This is a genomic window from Xanthomonas prunicola (assembly GCF_002846205.1).
Taxonomy (GTDB): domain Bacteria; phylum Pseudomonadota; class Gammaproteobacteria; order Xanthomonadales; family Xanthomonadaceae; genus Xanthomonas; species Xanthomonas prunicola.
In genome coordinates, this window is sequence record NZ_PHKV01000001.1 from 373,231 (window position 1) to 394,346 (window position 21,116).

A 21,116-nucleotide genomic window follows, 5' to 3' on the forward strand; every position below is an offset into this window, starting at 1 on the left:
TGTTCCACGCGCTATGCAGCGCTGCACGACACGCGCGGTGGTGGCGTTGCGCACTGCATGACCACACGGCCCTGTCCGTCACCGCGCGAATGGCAGCGTTCGCTTGCGATCTGGGCCGCATCGCTGACGCTGCGCACGTCACGGATCCGCACAACAGTGCAGCAAGACCGAAGCGCCGCAGATGGAGCCGCGTGTCTGCAGCGGTCCTAAACGGCTATTCAGTTCGCGACGCATCTGTGTCAGCAGACGCTATCGCGCAGTCATGCTGACCTGTTAACGTTTCGGCATGGCCTGTGGCATTCTCCTCATTACTCATCCCGGCATCGGCGCCGCGTTATTGAACGTGGCCACGGGGCTGTTGCGGCAGTTGCCGCTGAAGACCGAAGCATTCGATGTGCCGTTCGATGCAGATCTGGACGCCTTGCTACCCCATGCGTCTTCAGCGATGCGTCGGGTCGACAGCGGCGACGGCGTGTTGGTCATGACCGACCTGTACGGCGCCAGCCCCAGCAATCTCGCCAATCGCCTGGCCAAGCTGGGCACACCGGTTCGCCGGGTGTCCGCACTGAGCCTGCCCATGCTGCTGCGCGTGATGAACTACCCCGAACAAGGATTGCAGGAGCTGCCCGCCACTGCGGCGGCCGGTACTCGCAATGGAGCGATCATCGACGATGCTTGAACGCGAACTCATAGTTTCCAACCGACTCGGACTGCATGCGCGGGCGACCGCCAAGCTGGTGCAGACGCTGTCGTCCTATCGCAGCAACGCCACCCTGGCAGCCAAGGGCCGCGAGGTGAATGCCAAGAGCATCATGGGCGTGATGTTGCTGGCCGCAGGCCAAGGCACCAGCGTGGTGGTGCGGCTGGACGGCGAAGACGAAGCGCAGGCCTTGCAGGCCCTGGTGGAGTTGTTCGAGCGTCGTTTCGACGAGGACAGCTGAGCATGCGCGGCGTCGGTGCCAGTGCGACCGACACGGCGCCGCTGCGCCAGGCACGCGCATGAGTCTGCGCCTGCGCGGACATGGCGCTGCACGCGGCAATGCCCTTGGCCGCGCGCGCGTGCGCCAGAGCCACACGCTGGAAGTGGCCGAACAACGCGTGCCCGCCAATCAAGTGGAGACGCAGCTGGAGCGTTTGCATGCAGCGATCGAGTCGGCGCGCGGCGAAATGCAGCAGCTACGCGATCGCCTACACGGCGCACTGGCGCGCGAGGTCGGCGAATTTCTCGAGCTGCATGCCTTGCTGCTCGACGACCCGGAGCTGCTGCAGGGCCTTGATGAGCTGATCCGCACGCACCGCTACAGCGCCGACTATGCCTTGCGCGTGCAGCGCGACCGCCTGGCGGCGGTGTTCGACGGGATGGAGGATGCGTACCTCAAGAGCCGCATGGACGATCTGGATCACGTGATCGGTCGCATCCATGCGTTTTTGCATAAGCGCGCGCCCGACTTGAAGGGCGTGGCTGGCGAGATCCTGGTGTGCGACAACGTCGCCCCGTCCGAGCTGGCGCAGTTGCAGGCGCAAGGGGTAGTCGGCATCGTCACCACGGCCGGCAGCGCGCTGTCGCATAGCGCGATTCTGGCGCGCAGCCTGCACCTGCCGTTGGTGGTCGGTGTGAGCGATGCGGTGCAGCGCATCGAAGATGGCGATGTGCTGATCGTCGATGCTGGCTCGGGTCAAGTGATCGTCGATCCCAAGCCCGAACATCTGCGCGACTACCGCGAGCGCCTGCGCGCGCTGGCCAAGGAACAGCGCGAGCTTGGGCGGTTGCGCTCCAAGCCCACGCGCACCCGCGACAACGTCGATATCACGCTGCTGGCCAATGCCGAATCACTGGAAGACGTGGCAAAAGCGCATGCGCTCGGCGCCAGCGGCCTGGGCTTGTATCGCACCGAATTCCTGTTCCTGCAGCGCAACGAACTGCCGGACGAAGACGAACAGTTCCACACCTACCGCGGCACCGTGCTGGGCATGAGCGGCCGCCCGGTCACCATCCGCACGCTGGACCTGGGCGCCGACAAGGCCGACCGCACCGGCTTGACGCTTAGCGATGAGGACAACCCGGCGCTGGGCCTGCGCGGGGTGCGGCTGTCGCTGGCACGGCCGGCGGTGGCACAGACGCAGTTGCGCGCGATCCTGCGTGCGTCCGGCTACGGGCCGGTGCGCATCCTGGTGCCGATGGTCAGCGGCCGCGAAGAAATCCTGCTGCTGCGCAAGCAATTGAAGAAGCTCACCGCGCAGCTGAGCGAGCAAGGCCACGAGATCGCCGAGCACATCCCGCTCGGCGCGATGATCGAAGTGCCGGCCGCAGCATTGGCGCTGGATTGCTTCATCGACGATATCGATTTCCTGTCGATCGGCACCAACGATCTGGTGCAGTACCTGCTGGCGGTGGATCGCAACAACGAGGCACTGGGCGAACTGTATTCGCCATTGCATCCGGCGGTACTGCGCTTGATCGCGCAGGTGATCGCCACCGGGCGCACTTACGGCAAGCCGGTGGCAGTGTGCGGCGAGATCGCTGGCGACCCGCGCTTCGTGCCGATGCTGCTGGCGTTAGGGCTCACCGAATTCAGCCTGCATCCGGCGACCTTGCTGGAAGTGCGCCGCGCGGTGCGCGACATCCATCTGGGCGAATTGCGCGTGCACGGCGAAAAATTGCTGCGCGCCCGTGATCGCAAGGGCATCGAAAAGTGGTTGGCGGGCCATGCGCAGGGGCTGCTGCGGTAATCGCTGCAAGTGCACGTCCCTGGTGAGCAGCGTGGCTGATGCTTCAAAGCCGCATATTTCTTCCTCGATAAGCGCTTCGACGATGCCGCCTACGAAGCCGATCGCCAACCGCTCCGTACACGTTTCAGCAGTCCTCGCCGCCTAGTTGCGGCCATCGCGCACGCACTGCGCAAGCACGCCGCAGCGACACTGTATGTTTCGTCACTATGTGCAAGCGATAATGCCGAGCTGACTCAGCACCGCGTCTTTCACTGACGACGCGTCCACTCTTCCGGGGAGCCGCATGGCCGAAGCCGTCCGCCACGACAGAACCGCGCGCCAGCTACGCTTGCTGTCCGACGCGCTGGATAGCGGACGCCTGGGGCCGGTACGCCGGTTGGTCAATACGCTGGCGCCGGCGGAGATCGGCAACCTGCTCGAATCGCTGCCGCCAGGCAAGCGCGAAGTGGTATGGGGGCTGGTCGATCCAGAAGACGACGGCGAAGTGCTGCTGCACGTCGGCGACGAAGTGCGCGAAAGCCTGCTGGCCGACATGGACCCGGACGAGATCGTGGCTGCGGTCGAAGACCTGGACATCGACGATCTGGCCAACCTGGTCGAAGACCTGCCCGACACCGTCATCGACGAAGTGCTCAAGTCGATGGACCGCGAAAACCGCGAGCGGCTCGAGCAGGTGCTGTCGTATCCGGAAGACACCGCCGGGCGTCTGATGAACCCGGACGTGGTCACCGTGCGCGCCGACGTCAACGTGGATGTGGTGCTGCGCTATCTGCGCCTGCGTGGCGAGCTCCCCGACCACACCGATCACCTGTACGTGGTGAGCAGGCGCCATCAATACCTGGGCCGCGTGCCGCTGGCTGCGCTGGTCACCCATGAAGACAGCACGCCGGTCAACCGGCTGATCGACGACGAGCAGCCGGCGATCGATGTCGGCGACGGGTCCGACGAAGTGGCGCGGCGCTTCTCCGACCACGACTGGATCTCGGCGCCGGTGGTGGACGACAACAACATCCTGCTCGGCCGCATCACCATCGACGACGTGGTCGACATCATCCGCGAGCAGGCCGAACACCAGGCCATGAGCGCGGCCGGTCTGGACGAAGACGAAGACATGTTCAGCCCGGCGCGGCGCGCGTTCCGGCGCCGCCTGATCTGGCTGAGCATCAACCTGTGCACCGCGTTTCTGGCGTCCAGCGTGGTCAGCAGGTTCGAAGGCACCATCGAAAAACTGGTGGCGCTGGCGGCGCTGATGCCGATCGTGGCCGGCATGGGCGGCAATGCCGGCACCCAGGTGTTGGCACTGATGGTGCGCGGCCTGGCGCTGGGCCAGATCGGCTCGTCCAACGTGATGACCTTGCTCAAGAAGGAGCTCACTGTCGCCCTGATCAACGGGTTGTGCCTGGGCATCGGGCTTGGCTTGATCGTGCTGGTGTGGTTGCGGCAGCCGATGCTGTCGCTGGTGATCGGCACCGCATTGACGGTGAACATGCTCACCGCCGCTTTCGGCGGGGTGCTGGTGCCGGTGACATTGAAACGGTTGGGCTTCGATCCGGCATTGGCCGGTGGCGTGATCCTGACCACCTTGACCGACGTGATGGGCTTCCTGAGCTTTCTTGGCCTGGCCACGTTGATACTGCTGCCCTAACCTGCAGCGCTTGCGATTGCGGTGAGCGCACGTGCAGTGCATGCAATGACGACAAGCAGATGAATATTCGACAAGAATCGCCGCGACGTGACGCGCCATCGCACCGGCATGCGGTAATACTGCACCCATGTGATCGGTCGGGAGAGCTGCGTGATTCGTCGTTGTCTTGTTGTCATTGTCCTTGCGCTACTGGTGGCTGGGTGTTCCAGCATGGCTGAGCGCCACCACGACGAACGCCGCGGTCACTTCGTCACCCGCACGCTGAACCTGGAAGGGCGCCTGTACCGCTATCAAGTGTTCGTGCCGGCGTCCAAGGTGCCGCAGCCGCGCCCCATCGTGCTGTTCCTGCACGGCTCGGGCGAGCGCGGCGATAACGGACGCGACCAGGCCGAAGTCGGCGTGGGCCCTTATCTGAGCGAACACACCGCCGACTTCCCCGCACTTGTGGTGCTGCCGCAGGTACCCGACGACGAAGAATGGCTGGGCGTCAATGCGCGCATGGCGATCGCCACGCTGGACGCGGCCAGCGCCGAATTCAGCGCCGACCCGCAGCGCACCTACCTCACCGGCATTTCAATGGGCGGCTATGGCGCCTGGGAAGTCGGACTGATGCAGCCGCAGCGGTTTGCGGCAATCGTGCCGATCTGCGGCGCGCTCAAGGCACCGCGCGATGAGCGCCGCACCTTGTACGTCAGCCTGGTGGCGAAGGAAGCGGACCCGTACACCGCGGCAGTGACGCAACTCAAGCACGTACCGATCTGGATGTTCCATGGCGCCAAGGACGATTCGGTACCGCCGCACGACGACCGCGCGCTGTACCGCGCCGCGAAGGGCGTCGGCGCCAATGTGCGTTACAGCGAATACCCGGAAGGCAACCACAACGCCTGGGACGCGACTTACGCGGACCCGGCGATGTGGGAATGGATGTTCAAGCAGCACCTGCGCTGACAACGTGCAGCGCCGCGCGGGCGCTGCGCCCGCGCGATGGCATGACACCGCCAGCGCGTTTCAGTGGTGATAGCCATTGTCTGCGGTGACCTTGCCGCGGAACACGCGGTACGACCACACCGTGTAGCCCAGGATCAGCGGCAGCAAGGCGACCAAACCGACCATCGCAAACAGCTGCGACGAGGGCGGCGCGGCGGCCTGCCAGATCGTGTAGACCGGTGGCACCAGAAACGGCCACATGCCCAGCACCAGGCCCAGGAAGCCCAAGACGAACAGGCCCATCGCCAGCAGGAATGGCAGCGCATCCGAGCGCGCCGTGTCGGTCGCACGCCACAGCGCGAACCCCACGATGGCAACCAGTAGCGGCACCGGCATCAGCCACAGATAGTGCGCGCCATTGAACCAGCGCTCCATCACGTGCGATTGCAGCGATGGCAACCAGGCGCTGACCAGGCCGATGAAGATCAACACACTGATGGTCAGCGGCCGGCTGAGCTGCCGTGCCAGTTGCTGCACATGGCCTTCGGTCTTGAGGATCAACCAGGTACTGCCGAGCAGTGCATAGCCAAACACCAATGCAGCGCCGGTCAACATCGCGAACGGACTGAACCAACCCCAGATGCCGCCGACATAGCGGTCGTTCTCGATCGGCAAGCCCTGCACCAAGGCACCCAGGATCACGCCCTGCGCGAAGGTGGCCAGGATCGAACCGGCGGCAAACGCATTACTCCACAAGCGCCGCGAGCGATGCGCCTTGAAGCGGAATTCGAACGCCACGCCGCGGAACACCAACGCCATGACCATCAACAGCACCGGCAGATACAGCGCCGACAGGATCACCGCATACGCCTTCGGAAAGGCAGCCAGCAGCCCTGCCCCGCCCAGCACCAGCCAGGTTTCGTTGCCGTCCCAGATCGGCGCGGCGGTGTTCATCATCAAATCCAGCTGCGCTTCGTCCTTGCGGAACGGCGCCAGGATGCCGATGCCCAGGACAAAGCCGTCCAGCACCACGTACATCAGCACCCCGAAGCCGATCACAGCAAACCAGGCCACCGGCAGTACCGTCGTCATGTCCATCATGCCGCTCCGTCAATCGATGCATCGGCCGCCGAGAGCGGACGTGCAGGTGTGTGTTCGCCGTGGTCCAGATGCGGCGCGTCGGCATGCGGGGGCGGCCCTTGCTTGCCGATCTTGACCAGGTACCAGATGCCCCAGCCGAATACGAACGCATAGCCGGCCACATACACCGCCAGCGAGATCGCGGTCATCAGCGCAGACTGCGGGCCCACCGCATCGGCGGTGCGCAACAAGCCATAGACCACATAGGGCTGCCGGCCGATTTCAGTGACGAACCAGCCGGAAATCAGCGCAATGAAGCCACTCGGCAACATCCAGCGCCAGGTCGCCAGCAACCAGCGCCACTGCACCAGCGTGCCGCGCCACAACGCGAATGCAGACACCCAGGCCACCAGCAGCATCAACGAACCAATCCCCACCATGATGCGGAAGGCGAAGAACACCGGCGTCACCGGCGGGCGCTCGCTAGCCGGCACCGAGGTCAGCGGCGCAATGCTGCCGTCCAGACGGTGGGTCAGGATCAGGCTGCCCAGACGCGGAATCGCCACCTCGTAATCGTTGCGCTCGGCCTGTGCATTGGGCAACGCAAACACCACCAGCGGGAAGCCCTCGCCCGGCGGTTCGGCATGCCAGTGCGCTTCCATCGCGGCGATCTTCATCGGCTGATGCTTGAGCGTGTTCAAGCCGTGCATGTCGCCGACAAAGATCTGCAGCGGCACCGTGATCGTGGCGAACACCACCGCCAGCTTGAGCATGCGCAGCCCGGCGTCGCGATGCACACCACGATGCAGATACCACGCGCCCACTGCGCCGACCACGAAACAGGTGGTGATGAACGAGCCCAGCGTCATGTGCGCAAGCCGATACGGGAACGAGGGATTGAAGATGATCTTCAACCAGTCCACCGGATGCACGATGCCGTCGATCACCTCATAGCCTGCCGGCGTCTGCAACCAGCTATTGGACGAGAGAATCCAGAACGTGGAGAACAGCGTGCCCAACGCCACCATGCAGGTGGCAAAGAAATGCAGGCGCTCGGAAATCCGCCCCCAGCCGAACATCATCACGCCCAGGAAACTGGCTTCAAGGAAAAACGCGGTGAGCACCTCATAGCTCAGCAGCGGTCCGATCACGCCACCGGCAATCCGGCTCAATTCCGGCCAGTTGGCACCGAACTGGAAGGCCATCACGATGCCGCTGACCACGCCCATGCCAAACGACACCGCGAAGATCTTCTGCCAGAAAAAATAGAGCTCGCGCCAGACCGGCAGACGCGTGCGCAGCCAGCGCCATTCCAGAAACGCCAACAGGCTGGAGAGCCCGATGGTGAATGCCGGAAACAGCACGTGGAACGCGATAACGAACCCGAACTGTATCCGCGATAACAGCAGTGCGTCCATGGAGAACCCTCCAGGAAAAAGTGATCGTCGGCATGCGAGCTGCAGGCCAATCGTCGGAATGCACTGCATTGGCCGATCGCGAGCAAGCTGCTGCGCTACGTGATCATGATAGGGACGGTCGGGCCCGTTCCCGATGCGACACGGCGTCGCATCTGCGGCAAATTGCCGCGCTTGTAAAGCAACGCGCCGCAGCACTCTTCCTGTCCTGCAGTACGCCCTGCCCCGGACGCGGTGACGCAGACGCAGCCACTGCAGCGTGCCAGGGCCTGTCAATCACCCCGGCGCACGATGGAAGACCCACCACGCATTCCCTTTCAGAGGCAGGTCGCCGGAACGCTACGGCCGCACCCGCTCCCAGGTCCGCAAAAAATTGCCGCTATACACATCGACGATGCGTTGCGTGGGCCAGCCGGCATCCATCATCGCTTGCGTGAGCTTGGGGAGATCCGCACCGCTGCGCATGCCCGTCGGCAAGCTGGAAATGCCGCCATCGAAATCGCTGCCGAAACTCAGGTGTTTCCACGGATCTTCGACGATCCCCATGTCGGCAATCTGTCGGGCGAACGCTTCGTAATAGCCCACAACAAACCCGAGGTCGGCATCCATGTTCGGCGTGCCATCGGGCAGATAGGAATGTTGCAGAAAGTACGGCGCCAGAATGACGCTGATGCAGCCACCGGTCTGAACGATGGCACGGATTGCCGCATCGTCGAGCGCCCGGTCGAGGTGACGCGACGGCCGCGTTTCCACACCACGGGTGACGCTGCGCGATGCGCCATGCGAGACGAAGGCCGGCACGTTGCGACGGACGCAGATGTCGCAGGCGTCAAGTATCCCCTGGCTCGAGGTATGCGAAAGATCCACCAGAAGTCCGACATCGATGCAGCGCTCCACCACCTGTCGACCAAACTTTGAAAGCCCCGCGCCCTTCCTCTCGCGCCACGGATTGAGCGACGCGTAACCGGCCTGGGAGATGTCGGTATGGCTGAAATGGTTGAGCGTCAGATAGGCGGCGCCGGCGTTGGCTGCGATGTCCAGACGCGTCAGCCGCAGTGCCTGACTGCGGGTCCCGCGTGGTCCAAGCATATGCGCGCCCTCCAACGACAGGATGGCGCAGCAAAGCCCCTCGGCCCGAATCGCGCGCAGCTCGGCGGCACTGCGTGCCAGCTGCATTCGACCTTCGCTTGCCGCCACCATCTCCTCGACATAGCGCTGATGCTCCACCCAGTTTTTCCAGGGGTCGAGAAAAGGCGCGCTGACGAGGTTTTCCCAAAGTGCGTGGGCGCTGAAACACGCGCCGCCGTAGCCACCCGCGACAAAGTCCGGCCCGCTCACGTGGTACATCAGCGGTTGATTGCGACCTCTCGGCGAGGTCTTGGACATGAGCCAGAGGATCGGAGAACGTCGATGCGCTTTCCAATCACCCTTCCAGAAATCGAAGCCACCCAATCGCGACAGATACAGGGAATCCAGATGCGTATCGACCGGACAAGCCAACGCATGCACTGCTTCCAGTGTGAGATGGGCAGGCAGGGTCGCCAGGTTTTCAGATGCCACTGTATGCATGGGCCAACCGCGGTAATGACTTCTGAAGAAGTAACAAAAAAGCGCTTTCCCTCGTTGAATATCGGGCCGATATTCTTCAAGCGCATGGATGGGTCGAACAGCTGCACTCGAGTCAGAATAACCGAACTGGACCACCAGATCCCGAAGGCCATCGCTCAGACGGCGATGGAAACGCAAGACTGCTGACGTATTTCTCGTTTCGCTGTGGAAACGCGTCTGTGCAGCCTATGTCCGCTATTGGACGAACCGTCGCGATGTGGCGAAGGCCAGCATGGCCTATCCGCTTCTGACGACGGTATGGGTGCCCATGCCGAGCCGATGCCGAACATCGAATGCCGCGACGACAGCCCGCTGCGCTCCGCCCATGCTTGCAGCTTCGTTGGCAGCCGCCTCCAGCCAGGCGGATTACCAGTGCGCGCGTCTCGATTTACAGACGCGCTGCTATGACGCCGTGATCCATCACCATGCCTGAATCGGGATACTTCAACACCGCAACCAACCACGGCACGTTTCCCGGTTGCTTATTGGTTCTCGGTGCTACGCGCGCATGTGGCGACGGACACGTCCGTCATCGCACACAACGCGCCAGCACACTGTCACGGACACCCATCCGTTACATCCGCGCACGCAAGCGTCGCGCAACTTCGCTGACCACGGCGATGACTGCGGTCAGAGCGACCATCGACAGGAATTGCGCACGCGTGTCGGCCGAATAGGCCAATAACCCGAAGATCACCGCCAGGATCGCCAGCGCGAGCACTGTCAGAAACGGATAGCCGCGCATGCGGAACGGCAACGCAATACCGGCGCGATTGGCACGGGCGCGCAAGATCAGTTGCGACACCAGCGAGATCGTCCACACCAGCAGGCAAGTGGCGCCAACGATGTTGAGCAGCATCGGCAACACCTTGTTCGGATACAGCAACTCCAGCGCTGCAGCAGCGAAGCCGAACAACACACTGGCGATCACCGCCACCAGCGGCACCTGTTCGCCACTGGTCTTGGCCAGCACACGCGGCGCTTCGCCGCGCTGTGCCAGCGAGAAGATCATCCGCGAGGCGCCATACAGATTGGCATTGAGCGCCGACAGCAGCGCCACCACCGCCACCAGGGTGATCGCCGTGGCGGCACCGGGAATGCGTGCCACTTCCAGCACGGCAGCGAACGGCGAGCTGAGCGCAGAGCTGGTCCACGGCACGACCGCCACGATCACGCTGATCGAACCGATATAGAACACAAGGATGCGCCAGGCCACGGTGCGGATGGTGCGCGCCAGGCTGCGCCCCGGGTCGGCAGTTTCCGCTGCGGCCACCGCCACGATCTCGGTGCCGCCGAAAGCGAACACCACCACCAGCAACGCCGAGCCGATACCGGCCAGACCCTTCGGCGCAAAGCCGCCGTTCTGGGTGAAATTGGACAGGCCGGGTGAGGCCACCCCCGGCAGCCAGCCGGCCAGCAGGGCGGCGCCGATCAGCAGGAACACCACGATCGCCAGGACCTTGAGAATGGCGAACCAGAATTCGAACTCGCCGAAGTTGCGCACACCCAGCAGGTTGATCGCAGTGAACGTGGCCATGAACAGCAACGCGAGCAGCGGCACCGGCAACGCCGGCCAGACCGTGGCCAGCAGCCCAGCCGCACCGACTGCTTCGGCCGCGATCACCACCACGATCTGCAGCCACCACAGCCAGCCCACCGTCGCCCCGGCGGTCGGACCCATCGCATCGGCCGCGTACACCGAGAACGCGCCGCTGGTCGGCTTGGCGGCAGCCATTTCGCCGAGCGCGTTCATCACGATGATCACCAAGCCACCGGCGATCAGGTAGGACACCAGCGCGGCCGGCCCGGCCGCATGGATGCCCACGCCCGAACCCAGAAACAGCCCGGCGCCGATCGCCGTGCCCAGGCCCATCATCATCAATTGCCGCGGCTTCAGCGCATGGCGCAGTGCAGGCGCGGCGGATGCAGCGGTCTCAGCAATGGGGTCGGTCGGAAGCGGCATGGACAGGCTTGAATGAATGGAATCGCGACACGATACCGCGTCGCGGCGCCTGCCGCGCCTCTTGACGCCAGCCCGGGGAAGGAGTGGATACGCCAGACGTTCGCACCCTGCCCTCGGGCTTGCGGCAGGCGGCATGGCGACTTGCCGGCCCGCGCTGCCGCCGGCCTGACGGCGCAGCGCGGGCGAGCGCCCCTGTCGTCATCAAGACACGACGTAAACACACATCCCCGGACGGGCCGGGGATGTGTTGATGCTGCTACGCACTGCCGATCACTCGGCCAGATTTTTCCCCGCACCCGCTGTGGCGATGACCTTGGCCTTGACCTGTGCCGCTGGCGTGACGGTGTAGATGTAGCCCAGCGATTCCGGGAACACCTTGGAGCTCACCCAGTTGGTGGCGTTGGCGTAGGGCTTGCTGCCATCCGGCGTGCCCCAGGTGATGCCGCTGCCGACGTAGTTGTTGATCAGGTCCCAGTAGCCGATCTCGCTGCTGTCGCGCGAGGTCACCGGATTCTTGATGTTTTCGAAGTAATTGGACTCGATCTTGGCCACGCCGCCCATGCGCACATTGATGCCCGAGGTACTGACGTTGTTGAAGTAGTTGTTGTAGATATGGCTCAGCCCGCGCCGCTGCAACGGCACGCGCGAGTCCACGTTCTCGAAGCGGTTGTGGTGGTAGGTGGTGCGGGCGGCCGAGTTCTTGGTGTCGCTGTCGCTGTAGCCGTTGAGCGCGACCTTCTGGTAGTTGTAGACGTAGTTGTAGGAGACGGTGACGTGGTGCACGCCCTTCTTCATGTCGATGCCGCCATCGAACGAGGCATCGCCTGCACCGGAGCACTTGGTGAGCGAAGCGAAGATCGTGTTGTGATCGACCCAGATCTTGGACGGCTCGCCACTGGAGTTACCTTCCAGCGAAATCGAATCTGCATCTTCGCCGCCCTGCAGCAAACCGATGGTCATGTTCTGGATGATCACGTTGTGCGCGTTGCCGACCACACGCACGCCGAAGTTTGCCGCCGAGCCATTGGCACCCTTGATGGTGACATCGCTCTTGTTCTTGATCTGCACGGTCTTGGCCGGCAGCTTCCATTGCGCGCAGACGTCCTTGATGGTGCTGAAGTCGAACTGGCCCGTGTAGTTGAGTACCAGCCCACCGCTGCCGGAATAACTGTCGATGGCGGCCTGCATCGCTTCGAACGTTGCCACGTTGACTGGTGTCTTGTTGCCGCCGCCGGTGGTGGCCGCACCGTACCCGACCGGGCCGGCAATCGCGCCCGCAGCGCAAGCGGACAGTGCAAGCGCGAGTGCGCCCTGTAGCGTCTTGATGATCATGCAGCCTCTCCCAAAGAAATCGACAAGCGATGCAGGCCGTCTGCGCAGTGGCGACGACAACTGCAAAGCGATGCGTGGGGGGCTGCATTCTTCGCGCGATTCAAAACATAAAACAATTATCCATCGCTGAAACTTAGACGCACCGCGGTGTTCTCTTTGCGAGACATGCAAAAGAGACAGCAACGGACAGCCGGGACAGGACATGCCAATGCCATTCGTTCGGTATGTGTTGATCGAGGGGGGGATGTGAATGCAGACGTCGATGCTGCACGTGCGTTCAAGCGCGCACCTGGCGATAGAGCAATCGCACCCGTGCCGTGATGTTCCGCATGCTGATCGCAACTGCAGGCATGCAGCATCTGTGCAGGCGTAGCGACCGCAGCGAGTGCAACACGTTATGCGGGTACGCGATGCACCATGTGCAATCGACAGCGGCGTGTGGAAACATGCTGTCCAGCTGTCGCTGCAAGGTCACTTGCGGCGCTGACGCAGCGCATCAGAACGCTCATGCGGCTGGGCTGCCGTGAGCGCATGGTTACTTCCAGCGCGCGGAAGTGCGCTGGGGCGCTCGCGCATCGAAGCGCACGACAAGCAGCTTGCCGGTGGCACGTGTCGATGCTCGACACTTTATTGGCAAACAGGCGCATAGCGCGCGTAGCGCGACATGTACTGCAAGAAGCGCATGAACACCGCGACGTCACGAGAGGCTCTATCGGCTTCGCGGATCGATGCTGTCCACCCAAAGCGACGTCAACGCTGCAGGTACGAATACGCAAGGCGGTATCTGGGCTTGCCAGCTATCGCCGCACGCGCACCCGCCTCACTCAGACAGCGCGATCGGCCTGCGCCGACGAGCGCTGCATCTGACCACCGGGCCAGGGCGTCTGATCGTCCAGGAAGTTGCCGACCAGGCGCATGCATGCCGCGCGTTCCTCCACATGCGGCATATGGCTGGAGTTGGCGAACACCTGCCAGCGCGCATCCGGAATCAGCCGCGCATACGGCTCGACGGTTTCCGGCGTGGCTTCGTCGTACTTGCCCGAGAGCACCAGCGTGGGTGCAGTGATGCGATGCAGGCGTTCGATGATGCTCCAGTTGCGCAAGCTCCCCACCACATGGAATTCGGTCGGGCCATTCATGGCGTGATACACGGTCGGGTCGGCATCGATGGCGGCAAAGGTGCGCACCACTTCGGCAGGCCACGGTAGGACGCGACACACGTGCTGTGCGTAAAACACCTGGCTGGCGGCGCGATAGGCCGGATGGTCCAGCGTACCGGCGGCTTCGTGCTCATCCAGCGCAGCCTGGATGTCATCGGGCAAACGCGCACGCAGACGTAATGCAGCAGCCCGCCACAAGCCCATCGACGCGGGCGAATTGGCGATCACCAGCGCACGCAGGCCAGCTGGACGGCGCACGGCGTGCTCGGCGGCCAGCATTCCGCCCCAGGATTGGCCCAGCAAGGCGTACTGCGACAGACCCAGATGCGTAATCAGCGCCTGCAGTTCGTCCAGAAACAGCCCCACCGTCCAGAAGCCAGGGTCTGCATTGGGCAGATGGGTGGACTTCCCATTGCCGATCTGGTCGTAGTGGATGACCGCTCGGCCGCTGGCAGCCAGGTCCTTGAAGCTGTCCACATAGTCGTGGGTGCACCCGGGGCCACCGTGCAACACCAATAGCGGGCAGGCATCCGCGCACAGATCGCCGGTGATGCGGTACCAGGTGCGGTAGCCGCAGAATTCGACGTAACCTTCGGTGCACTGCATGACCTGTCGCCTGCCTACGGCAATGATGGGCCCCGAGCCTAGCGAGCAGGCCGACTGGCGTTAACTGGCAAATCTCACAGGTTTGACTGCGCTCGGATGCACGGTTGGTGCTGGCCGATAGCCGGTTCGCTCGAACGCGTCGTGTTGCTGACTGCGGCGGATATCGCGCGACCCAGCATCACTTCTAATCGAATTACTCGCTTCGAATCAAGACATCTATCGCGTCTGCCACCAACGCTGCACTCAGATCGACCGAAACGGCGGGATGAGCGCTTGCCAACAGATGGGGTGGCGCCACGGAAGCCACATGACGGGTGTCCTCCGCCAGTTCAAAACCCGCTACGCAGCACGCATGGCCACTGCGCGGACATGCTTAGAGAAAACTTATGGCTCCAGCAACCGATAGTGCATACCGCGCACGACCGCTTCCACGCGGTTACGTGCGCCCAGTTTGCGGGCAGCCGAATTCAGATGCAGATTCACCGTGGCCGTGGAGCGATTGAGCGCCGCGGCGATGCGTTTGGAGGTCAGGCCTTTGGCCGAATACTGCAGGCACTCGCGCTCGCGACGGGTCAATGTAATGTGGTGGCAGCGGCGTTCCTGCGGGTCCAGCAGTTCCTGCGCACGCGCCTGGAAGGCGTGTGCCAGCAGCAAGAAGGGCAATAACTGCGATTCGGCCAAACGCGGCGCTTCTGCCCCCACGGCATCGATCGCCCCGCTGAAGGTGGCGAACGCGCCACCGGGCAGATGCAGCGGCACGGTGACACCGGTACCCATGCCGCTATCGCATAGATAGCGCGTGACTTGCCGGTGCTGTCCACCCACGTATTCCACACCCGCACAATCACCGTCGGCGCGGTACGACCAGACGAACGGCGTGGTGCGGCGCGTTGCACGCTGCTGAACAGGGTCATGTTGGTAGTACCCGTGCTCGCACCAGACATGCTGCATATCGCGCGGCGCATTGCGCTGAATGAACACCGTTGGCGTGATCAGCGTGCCCTCCATGCTCAACGGCACCGGTGCGTAGTCGTAGACCAACGACTGGAAACCGAGCGCACAGATATCGCGAAACACCCGATCCAGGCAGCTATTGAGCGTCTGCACTGCCTGCAGATCGCGGGCCAGGCTGGCTAGAATTTCGAACATGGTGAATCCTCGGGACCGGTGGTTGCCTACGAGCGACATCCAGCATGGAAAACCTAGCATTTTTGCCAGTGGATGGGCTTGTCGGCCACATTATCGTGACAATGTCGGTCACACGGCTGCAGCGCAGAGCGGGCGTTCAGGTCCCTTCAGCGTTCGCGCAGCGCGCCGGCATTCCCTTCCGCGGACACCTGCATGACCGACACACCACGCCGCGACGATGCGGCCACGCTGGAACGCTTCGGCTATGCACAAGAGCTCAAGCGGCAGCTCACGCTCAAGGATCTGTTGATCTACGGGCTGGTGTCCATGGTGCCGACGGCGCCGTTCTCGATCTTCGGCGGCGTCTTCGACATCAGCGCCGGAATGGTGCCACTGACCTATCTGCTCGGCTTCGTGGCGATGCTGTTCACCGCGCTGAGCTACCAACAGATGTCGCAGGCATTTCCAGTGGCTGGCTCGGTGTATGCCTATGTCGGGCGCGGGCTGAGCAGCGGCATGGGCTTTCTTGCCGGTTGGGCGATTCTGCTCGACTATCTGCTGGTGCCGACCCTGCTGTATGTGGTCGGCGCCAACGCGATGTACAACGTGTTGCCGGCAGTGCCGCAGCCGGCATGGATCGCGTTCTTCGTCGTGCTCAACACGGCGGTGAACCTACGCGGCATCGAAACCACCGCACGTGCCAACCGCTTTTTTCTGCTCGGGCAGTTGGTGGTTCTGGCAGTGTTCGTGGTGCTGGCGACATTGGCGATCCAGCGCGGCGTCAATGGCGCGCACTGGAGCTGGCGCCCCGTCTACAACCCGCAAGCGTTTTCGCCACACTTGATCTTCAGCGCATTGTCGGTGGCGGTGGTGTCGTTCCTCGGCTTCGATGCGATCTCCACCTTGTCGGAGGAGGCGCGCGGCGGCAACCGTGTGGTGGGGCGTGCCACCTTGCTCGCGTTGCTGATCGTGGCAGGCTTGTTCATCTTGCAAACCTGGCTGGCGGCCTTGCTGCAACCCACCCTGCAGCGCTACCCCAGCGCGCAAGCATCCAACGATGCGTTCTTCGAGATCGGGCGATTGATCGCCGGGCCATGGCTGCAGATCGTCATTGCGCTCACGGTCGCCATCAGTGCGGCAATCGCCAATTCGCTGGTGGCACAAGCGGCCACATCGCGCCTGTTGTTTGCCATGGCGCGCGACCGCCAGTTGCCGGCCTTTCTGCGCTACATCCACCCGCGTACCGGGGTGCCACAGCGTGCGATCTTGCTGGTGGCGGGTCTAAGCATCGTGCTGGGCGAAGTCTTCGTCGGCCAGATTGCCCTGCTGTCGTCGCTATGCAACGTCGGCGCACTGACTGCCTTCGTGTTGCTGCATCTCGCTGTGCTGTGGCACTTCCGCAGCCAAGGCCGGCGCGTACTGCATGGCCTGGCCCCATTGATCGGCATCGCCATCCTGGCCTATGTGCTGCTCAATGCCGACACGCACGCGCAACTGGGGGGCGCTGCGTGGATGGTGGCGGGACTGACGGTACTGGCGTTTTTGAAACTCAGCGGACGCTCCACCGAATTCCGCGCCAGCGACGCGCTGGAATAGCCTCAACAGCAGCCCCGTCTGTCGTGCCGGCTTACTCCTGGCCCACCAGTGCTGCGGTGTGCGACGGGTCAATCTCGTGCTGGGCAACCTCAAACACGTCATCAACGTGATGCATCATGCCATCAGTGCAAATACGCAGGGCTTGACTTGCAGAAATGGACGATCTCTCACCGTCGATCCGTTTTCACGAGGTGCTGCCACGACTTGCCACGGGCATGTTGCAGTCCAAGCAGTGCCTGGCGCCCGTTTGACGTGCAGCGAGCGATCTTCATGGCCAGGAGTCAGGATCAATCAAAAATTTAGAAAATCTCTCTTGGCCTAGAAAATTCATTCGCAATTTATGGCCGGCTATCTAATCCGGCCGGCTAGTCGCCGGCGGCTCACGGTACGGCAGCAACGAAGTGAACAGTTGCCTGCGGGAAAGACGCCGGTCTTCGGATATGCCTTGCGGCACTTCCATGGGAGAAAAGATGCGCTGCAGATCGGCCGGCTCGATCTTGGACAGGAAATAAGGGCGCCACAACGTCAATTCGTGATTGTCCGCCAGGTTGACAGCGCTCGCCGGGACGTCCGTCACGGTGATGAACTGAGCGAAGCGATCACCGCTGGTGCTGCCGGCGCGCTCGTCAGCAGCCCCGGCGTGATCCCAGTGCGGGTGATGCATGAAAAAGGGCACCGACTGGATCGGATCTAGAGCGCGCGTAAACTGGCGCAGCGTGAATCGCAGTTCGCTGTCGTTCGATCTTAAGCTTTGCATATAGTGTCTGCCGGCGCCCGCTGGGCCGAGGCGCGGCGGATTGAATGAATAAATGCTGATCTTGCCCGGGGCTCCGGCCGCGCGCAGAAAGTGCGTGATGTCGAAGCCGGCGACCGTCGCCGCTGCTGCGCCCAGACTGTGCCCCGTCAACGACATCGACAACGCCTTGCCGCTCTCCCGCGCGCGATTCGTGTAGCGTTTCAGCACGTCCTTCATGACGGTTCCGTCGGCGCGCGGCAACTGAGCTTCGGACTGCCACCATTCCTGCCAGCCTGCTCCAACCTTGCCCAAGGTCGGAAGGCGCTCGTCAAACACGTTGACGTGTACCTGTGCGATCTGGCTTTTCATGTCGCATAACAGATCGTCCGTCGCATCCAGGCATGTCCCGGAAAAACCCAGCACCACCACAATCACATCGTCGGTCTCTCGCTCCCATAGTTTCAACCGCCGCGTGGACATCGGCACATTCAGATGCAACCCATCGATGTCGGCCACCGTCGCCGGATCGCCTTTGTAGGATTCGCCTGCGCATGCGCGCATGCTTTCGAGTACAGTGCGGCAGCGCATTTCCCATTGCGGATCCTGTCCGTGTGGCTGCGCCGATGCACGATCCACTTGGGCAATCGCGCTGACGAGATCGCATGCCTGGGTATCTACCTGCGGCAGACGCATGCCAGATGACCGCGAGGCATTTGCCGTGATTGATTGTGTCACGTTACGTACGCGTTTGACCGGCGCAGCACTGAGACCGGGAAACGCACTGGCGCTGTCGCGCGCGTGCCAGGGGAAAGCGGTCGCGGAGGCAGGCACGTAGCTATCGCTGTCGCGCGATTGCGCGTGCGGCAGACTTGGAAAAGAAGTTGAAGTGGATCGCATGCGACATGTTCCACGTGAGTGCGCAGAGATTCTGATTATATCCCCGCCTGGCAAGCAGCCAGAGATGTCGTCCACCGCCGTAAAAAGTAACGAAAGGTTCACCGGCTCCACCATCGCTGTGCATCCCTCCAGGCCGGGGTGAGGTCTCCTGAGGCCCTAGGAGCGCTGATCGCCGCCACGACTATCACGTAGATTGAACACACCAAGCTGCCACTGCGCAGCTGGATGCTGGACCTGTACCTGCTGACTAGAACCAACATGGCCGCCCTGGGAGCCAACGCACCGTTCGGGGCCGACGACATGACGGCCCAGTGGATGGCAGACTCGTGCGGGCACTGTATTGATAATGACCTTTCATTCCCGAACGAGATTTTCAGCACATATTCAGCTTTGAAGTTTCGCTAGGCTCGTTCGGCGCCAACGCTGGCGCCCGCTTGTTGCAGCCCCCGCTGCAGCCTGCCGATCCCTGACGAGAAGGACTACCCATGAATCGCAAGAACGCGATGTATCTGGCGCTGTTTTCCGCTATTTCCGGCACCGCAGCGGCAACGCCGCCCACCGAGATGGATGCAGCGCCGGTGACCGCCGCGCCGCAGGCGGCCAAGCTTGGTGCGGCAACGTTGCAGTCGGCAAGTTTACGGGGCGGCATCCTGCCCACACGCGTGGTGCAACTCGCCGCGCCCACCAGCACCGAGATGAGCCGCGTGCGTGAGCGCCGCATTGCGCAGGTCAAGCATGGGCAGCCGTTGCAGATCGGTTTCTCACGGGCAGTGACGCAGCCGTCGGTGAATCTGTCCAAGCTCGATTGGCAAATGGCCGCCGATGGTTCGCGCGTCGCCAGCTTGAAAGTCAGCTCCGCACAGGCGGCATCGCTGCGTGCATCACTGGTCTTGCGTGGCGCTGGCGCAAGGCCTGGGGACCCATCCAAGGTGACGCTGCGCTTTGCCGGTAACGACGGTCGCGTGTTCGAGCAATCCGGCGCCAGCTTTACGACCAGCGGCAACGACATCGGTTGGTCGCCGACGGTGAGTGGCGAGAATCTACTGGTCGAACTGTCGCTGCCGGCCGGCCTGTATCCGGAGAACTTCAGCCTCAGCATTCCGCAGCTATCGCATCTGGACATCAGCCCCACCGCTAGCCCGCGCGACATGATGACCATTGCCATCGGCGAGAGCGATTCCTGCGAGAACGACATCGTCTGCCGCGCAAACCCCACGACCGGCTTCACCAGCGCCGCAAAGGCCGTGGCACGCATGGTGTTCACCACCAGCCAAGGATCTTTCCTGTGCACCGGCACGCTGCTCAACAACAGCAATTCGCCCAAGCGCAATCTGTTCTGGACCGCAGCGCATTGCATCAGCACGCAGACCGTGGCCAACACCCTGCAAACGTACTGGTTCTACGATGCGGCTACCTGTAACGGCAACACGGCCAGTTCGCAGGCAACCACGTTGACGGGTGGCGCGTTCCTGCGGCACGCCAACACCACGCGCGACACTGCGTTGCTGGAGCTGAAAACCGCCCCACCAAGCGGCGCGTTCTATGCAGCCTGGAATAGCGCGGCGATCGGCGCCACCGGCACTTCCATTGTCGGCATCCATCACCCATCGGGCGACGTCAAGAAGTATTCGCTGGGATCAGTGACTGCACTGAGCAGCTCCATCGATGGCAAGAGCCCGCTCTATCGCGTGGTCTGGAACGACGGCGTGACAGAAGGCGGCTCATCCGGCTCCGGCCTGTTCACCGTCGCCAGCGATGGCGCCTACCAGCTGCGCGGCGGCCTGTACGGTGGCTCTTCGTACTGCACCGCACAGACGGCTCCGGATTACTACTCGCGCTTCTCGGACGTGTATTCCACCATTTCCACCTACTTCGGCCAGTAAGCGGCCAAGCGGCGTGGCAGGCGATGTCGCGCCTGCCACGCTTGATCGCGCTTCGCTCGGCACCGCGATTGCCTGGCGAAGCGCTTTTTGCTTGGCGATCGGTGCCTGCATGATGGATGCAATGCCCCGTGCGTACCTGCGTTGCTGGATGCCTACACCGTGTTACCACGTGCTCACGGCAATGCGGTGACGCGCTCGCGTGAGGGTTGGCTCCATCGCTAGTTTTCTGCAGCCTCGCGCAACAAGCCAGCGGGCGCGCTGTGCCCTCACCATGCCTATACAGACTCCAGTTCTGGCGGCCGGGCAGCGCCTGGTTGGGCTCGACTGCACTACAGCCTTGAAGATGCAACAACTGTGACACGCAAGTCGCAATGCTCTTCTTGCGACCACCCCATGGTGCGCCGGGCCTC

The 21,116-nt window shown here is 63.0% G+C and carries 15 protein-coding genes; 7 read left to right on the top strand and 8 right to left on the bottom strand.

Going from position 1 to position 21,116, the window contains the following annotated elements; all coding sequences use genetic code 11:
* The first annotated feature begins 286 nt into the window (after positions 1 to 286).
* The 5 genes from XpruCFBP8353_RS01780 to XpruCFBP8353_RS01805 all read left to right on the top strand — a co-directional run bounded on the left by XpruCFBP8353_RS01780 (position 287) and on the right by XpruCFBP8353_RS01805 (position 5,323).
* On the top strand, positions 287 to 679 hold the full coding sequence (locus XpruCFBP8353_RS01780) for a PTS sugar transporter subunit IIA (RefSeq protein WP_101361662.1): 393 nt from the start codon (positions 287 to 289) through the stop codon (positions 677 to 679).
* On the top strand, positions 672 to 941 hold the full coding sequence (locus XpruCFBP8353_RS01785) for an HPr family phosphocarrier protein (RefSeq protein ID WP_039409292.1): 270 nt from the start codon (positions 672 to 674) through the stop codon (positions 939 to 941). The genes XpruCFBP8353_RS01780 and XpruCFBP8353_RS01785 overlap by 8 nt, the downstream gene beginning before the upstream one ends.
* Before the next feature lie 58 nt (positions 942 to 999).
* Positions 1,000 to 2,730 carry a phosphoenolpyruvate--protein phosphotransferase gene (gene ptsP / locus XpruCFBP8353_RS01790; RefSeq protein WP_101361663.1) on the top strand — a complete coding sequence of 577 codons (1,731 nt, stop codon included), beginning with the start codon at positions 1,000 to 1,002 and terminating at the stop codon, positions 2,728 to 2,730.
* Positions 2,731 to 3,013: 283 nt separating this feature from the next.
* Positions 3,014 to 4,375 (top strand): magnesium transporter, encoded by a 1,362-nt coding sequence (mgtE, locus tag XpruCFBP8353_RS01800; protein WP_101361664.1) that lies wholly within the window; start codon positions 3,014 to 3,016, stop codon positions 4,373 to 4,375.
* 210 nt (positions 4,376 to 4,585) lie between these two features.
* Positions 4,586 to 5,323: a carboxylesterase family protein gene (locus XpruCFBP8353_RS01805; RefSeq protein WP_243391026.1), complete on the top strand. Its 738-nt coding sequence runs from the start codon at positions 4,586 to 4,588 to the stop codon at positions 5,321 to 5,323.
* A 60-nt stretch (positions 5,324 to 5,383) separates the two neighbouring features.
* Here the strand turns inward: XpruCFBP8353_RS01805 and cydB are convergent, their stop codons facing one another.
* From cydB to XpruCFBP8353_RS01840, 7 genes are all read right to left on the bottom strand, one after another.
* Positions 5,384 to 6,400, bottom strand: a complete 1,017-nt coding sequence (gene cydB / locus XpruCFBP8353_RS01810; RefSeq protein ID WP_101361665.1) for a cytochrome d ubiquinol oxidase subunit II — start codon at positions 6,398 to 6,400, stop codon at positions 5,384 to 5,386.
* On the bottom strand, positions 6,400 to 7,800 hold the full coding sequence (locus XpruCFBP8353_RS01815) for a cytochrome ubiquinol oxidase subunit I (protein WP_101361666.1): 1,401 nt from the start codon (positions 7,798 to 7,800) through the stop codon (positions 6,400 to 6,402). Before XpruCFBP8353_RS01815 ends, cydB begins: the two co-directional genes overlap by 1 nt.
* A 336-nt stretch (positions 7,801 to 8,136) precedes the next feature.
* Positions 8,137 to 9,366, bottom strand: coding sequence for a dipeptidase (locus XpruCFBP8353_RS01820; RefSeq protein ID WP_101361667.1), 1,230 nt, complete (start codon positions 9,364 to 9,366; stop codon positions 8,137 to 8,139).
* 613 nt (positions 9,367 to 9,979) lie between these two features.
* On the bottom strand, positions 9,980 to 11,368 hold the full coding sequence (locus XpruCFBP8353_RS01825; protein ID WP_101361668.1) for an amino acid permease: 1,389 nt from the start codon (positions 11,366 to 11,368) through the stop codon (positions 9,980 to 9,982).
* A gap of 270 nt (positions 11,369 to 11,638) precedes the next feature.
* Positions 11,639 to 12,700, bottom strand: coding sequence for a pectate lyase family protein (locus XpruCFBP8353_RS01830; protein WP_101361669.1), 1,062 nt, complete (start codon positions 12,698 to 12,700; stop codon positions 11,639 to 11,641).
* Between the two features lie 824 nt (positions 12,701 to 13,524).
* Complete coding sequence (locus XpruCFBP8353_RS01835) at positions 13,525 to 14,466, bottom strand: proline iminopeptidase-family hydrolase (RefSeq protein ID WP_101361670.1); 942 nt, start codon at positions 14,464 to 14,466, stop codon at positions 13,525 to 13,527.
* Positions 14,467 to 14,850: 384 nt separating this feature from the next.
* Positions 14,851 to 15,615 (bottom strand): LuxR family transcriptional regulator, encoded by a 765-nt coding sequence (locus tag XpruCFBP8353_RS01840; protein ID WP_101361671.1) that lies wholly within the window; start codon positions 15,613 to 15,615, stop codon positions 14,851 to 14,853.
* Positions 15,616 to 15,807: 192 nt separating this feature from the next.
* Here XpruCFBP8353_RS01840 and XpruCFBP8353_RS01845 point away from each other — a divergent pair, with 192 nt between their 5' ends.
* The gene (locus XpruCFBP8353_RS01845) at positions 15,808 to 17,190 is read left to right on the top strand and encodes an APC family permease (protein ID WP_101361672.1); all 1,383 of its coding nucleotides are present in this window, start codon (positions 15,808 to 15,810) and stop codon (positions 17,188 to 17,190) included.
* Between the two features lie 352 nt (positions 17,191 to 17,542).
* On the opposite strand, the gene xopAP is transcribed toward XpruCFBP8353_RS01845, so the two are convergent.
* A complete protein-coding gene (xopAP, locus tag XpruCFBP8353_RS01855; RefSeq protein ID WP_407071299.1) occupies positions 17,543 to 18,823 on the bottom strand; it encodes a XopAP family type III secretion system effector in 1,281 nt (426 codons plus the stop codon).
* Between the two features lie 485 nt (positions 18,824 to 19,308).
* On the opposite strand from xopAP, the gene XpruCFBP8353_RS01865 reads away from it, so the two are divergent.
* Entirely contained in the window at positions 19,309 to 20,706 is a 1,398-nt protein-coding gene (locus XpruCFBP8353_RS01865) for a trypsin-like serine peptidase (RefSeq protein WP_101361674.1), read from the top strand.
* The last annotated feature ends 410 nt before the right edge of the window (positions 20,707 to 21,116 follow it).

Excerpts from the sequence above, each read along its gene's own strand:
- XpruCFBP8353_RS01780 (WP_101361662.1), top strand. The coding sequence starts at position 287 with ATGGCCTGTGGCATTCTCCTCATTACTCATCCCGGCATCGGCGCCGCG.
- XpruCFBP8353_RS01805 (WP_243391026.1), top strand. The coding sequence starts at position 4,586 with ATGGCTGAGCGCCACCACGACGAACGCCGCGGTCACTTCGTCACCCGC.
- xopAP (WP_407071299.1), bottom strand. The coding sequence starts at position 18,823 with ATGCGATCCACTTCAACTTCTTTTCCAAGTCTGCCGCACGCGCAATCG.
- ptsP (WP_101361663.1), top strand. The coding sequence starts at position 1,000 with ATGAGTCTGCGCCTGCGCGGACATGGCGCTGCACGCGGCAATGCCCTT.
- XpruCFBP8353_RS01815 (WP_101361666.1), bottom strand. The coding sequence starts at position 7,800 with ATGGACGCACTGCTGTTATCGCGGATACAGTTCGGGTTCGTTATCGCG.
- XpruCFBP8353_RS01835 (WP_101361670.1), bottom strand. The coding sequence starts at position 14,466 with ATGCAGTGCACCGAAGGTTACGTCGAATTCTGCGGCTACCGCACCTGG.
- mgtE (WP_101361664.1), top strand. The coding sequence starts at position 3,014 with ATGGCCGAAGCCGTCCGCCACGACAGAACCGCGCGCCAGCTACGCTTG.
- XpruCFBP8353_RS01825 (WP_101361668.1), bottom strand. The coding sequence starts at position 11,368 with ATGCCGCTTCCGACCGACCCCATTGCTGAGACCGCTGCATCCGCCGCG.
- XpruCFBP8353_RS01865 (WP_101361674.1), top strand. The coding sequence starts at position 19,309 with ATGAATCGCAAGAACGCGATGTATCTGGCGCTGTTTTCCGCTATTTCC.
- XpruCFBP8353_RS01820 (WP_101361667.1), bottom strand. The coding sequence starts at position 9,366 with ATGCATACAGTGGCATCTGAAAACCTGGCGACCCTGCCTGCCCATCTC.
- XpruCFBP8353_RS01845 (WP_101361672.1), top strand. The coding sequence starts at position 15,808 with ATGACCGACACACCACGCCGCGACGATGCGGCCACGCTGGAACGCTTC.
- XpruCFBP8353_RS01830 (WP_101361669.1), bottom strand. The coding sequence starts at position 12,700 with ATGATCATCAAGACGCTACAGGGCGCACTCGCGCTTGCACTGTCCGCT.
- XpruCFBP8353_RS01840 (WP_101361671.1), bottom strand. The coding sequence starts at position 15,615 with ATGTTCGAAATTCTAGCCAGCCTGGCCCGCGATCTGCAGGCAGTGCAG.
- XpruCFBP8353_RS01785 (WP_039409292.1), top strand. The coding sequence starts at position 672 with ATGCTTGAACGCGAACTCATAGTTTCCAACCGACTCGGACTGCATGCG.
- cydB (WP_101361665.1), bottom strand. The coding sequence starts at position 6,400 with ATGGACATGACGACGGTACTGCCGGTGGCCTGGTTTGCTGTGATCGGC.